The organism is Pontimicrobium sp. MEBiC01747, from assembly GCF_053601635.1.
Genome location: NZ_JBSHNS010000272.1, coordinates 1 through 2,069, shown reverse-complemented (window position 1 = coordinate 2,069; position 2,069 = coordinate 1). Strand labels below are relative to the sequence as shown.

The window sequence follows — 2,069 nt, the reverse complement described above, 5'->3', positions numbered from 1 at the left end:
CACATTAGGTCTGTAAAAAGACTAACTAATAGGTTATATAAGAACTGTAAACGTTTAGAGCAATCTAATAGTGATGGAGTAGATTTTTTACCTATTTTAAGAAAAGAGCTTAATAAGTTTAAAAAACTACAACATACATGGACTTTAAAGTTTTAAATAGTGATTAAAACTTTATTTATTTTTAATGTTAATTCAAATATAAAAAGGGCTTTCAAATTAATGAAAGCCCTTTTATTATTTATAGATTAATTTATCTAATAATCTTATTTTCTTTTAACTACAATTCTTTTTGTAGCAGATACATTTTGAGAAGACACTTTTAAAATGTATACACCTTCATTTAAGCTGCTTACATTTACTTTTTGTTCTTCTACTGGAGAGTTTAATGTTTCATTAATAACTCTTCTTCCTAACATATCATATAATTCAATATCTGCTCCTGCTTTTAAAAGATTACTTGTAGATTGAATTGTAATTTCGTTATCTGCTGGATTTGGATAAATAGCAAATACTTTATCTGCATCAAACTCTTCAACACTTAGTACATTTGTATTAAATTCTCCTTCTATAGTATCTAAATAAGCATCAGATCTATTTGTTTGACCCTCTGTAAGCATAAACATACATGCATCGTTTACATAATCCATAAAGTTCATTGTCAATGACGTATTTCCACACATAGAAACACCTCCTACAGCTGGACAGCCATAACTTGGTCCACTAATGTTAGGTGTATCTGCTACACTATCATCAGAACCACATCCTCCATTACCCCATGTGTGATCTAGGTTTAAAAAATGTCCTAGCTCGTGAGTTAATGTTCTCCCTAAATTATATGGTGCTCCAGGTACAACTCCTGGGCAACCTGCTCCAGAACCAAATGCAGACGTTGTCATTACAACAGTTGCTCCTGCTGCTGGACTACCTCCTAATGGAGAGTATCCTAAAATACCACCTCCAAGGTTTCTTACAACAAAGTTCATATAACCAGCCCAACTTGCATCGTTATCTGCAGGAGCTGCTCCTCCTCCAAAATTATATCCAATAGTTACTGCTGGCTCACCTTCTACTAAATCTGGATCTGTTCCAGCTGGGTGATTTTGTGTTGCTAATGTAAATTGCACATCTAAAGCTCCTGTATTAACGCCTGGGTAAAAAGCACTTGCTGCTGCCCATTGGTTTATATCTGCATTAGTTCCTCCAAAATCATTATTTAGTATGTCTATTTGACTTTGTGCCAAGGCTACTAAACAAGCTCTGTCTGCTTCACTTCCTGATTCGTAGTGGACAGCTACGGGAATAAATAAAGTGGCCATTGCACTTCTATTACTTACACCTGAGGCTCTTAATTCTAAGTTTTCTTTAAACTTAGCTTGGCGTGCTTCATATTGAGCTCTAAATTCAGGATTTTGTAATCGTTCTTGCATGTAAGCATCTGTACCACATGTACGTTGTTGCTGTGCAAAACTAACTAATCCTATAGAAAGGAAAGCTAATAAAAAAGTAGTTTTCAAATTCATATTCAATGATTTTTAATAGTTTATATTTTATTATAATAAAAACAGCTAATATATGGTTTACCCTACTATTAAGAAATAAAAAAATCCAAAATATACTATTTTGGATTTTTATTCCTATGTTATAAATGGCTTACATATTTCGTCTATACTGTCCTCCTACCTCAAATAATGCTGAAGTAATTTCTCCTAAAGAACAAACTTTACATACATCCATTAACGCTTCAAAAATATTCTCATTATTTATAGCTTTATGCTGTAATTCTTTGAGTAGCTCTCTCGTGTCGTTAGCTTTATGTAAATTCTCTAATGTTTTTATTTGGAATAACTTTTCTTCTTCTGTAGCTCGAATCACTTCTTTAGGTACTACTGTTGGCGAGCCTTTACTACTTAAAAATGTATTGACGCCTACTATAGGGAAATCGCCATTGTGTTTTAACGTTTCATAATACAGGCTTTCTTCTTGTATTTTAGAGCGTTGATACATCGTTTCCATAGCTCCTAAAACACCTCCTCGTTCTGTAATACGATCAAATTCCATTAACACTGCTT

Annotated in this window: 2 protein-coding genes; both read right to left on the bottom strand. The window is 33.2% G+C overall.

What is annotated here, in order from left to right:
- Window positions 1–263 precede the first annotated feature (263 nt).
- Window positions 264–1,520: a zinc-dependent metalloprotease gene (locus tag ACVC2P_RS09015; protein ID WP_452598146.1), complete on the bottom strand. Its 1,257-nt coding sequence runs from the start codon at window positions 1,518–1,520 to the stop codon at window positions 264–266.
- Between the two features lie 130 nt (window positions 1,521–1,650).
- On the bottom strand, window positions 1,651–2,069 hold a 419-nt coding region (locus ACVC2P_RS09010; protein WP_452598145.1), incomplete at its 5' end, for a methylmalonyl-CoA mutase family protein.

Bases quoted from the DNA above. Each gene is read 5' to 3' on its own strand.
- ACVC2P_RS09015 (WP_452598146.1), bottom strand. From the start codon at position 1,520: ATGAATTTGAAAACTACTTTTTTATTAGCTTTCCTTTCTATAGGATTA.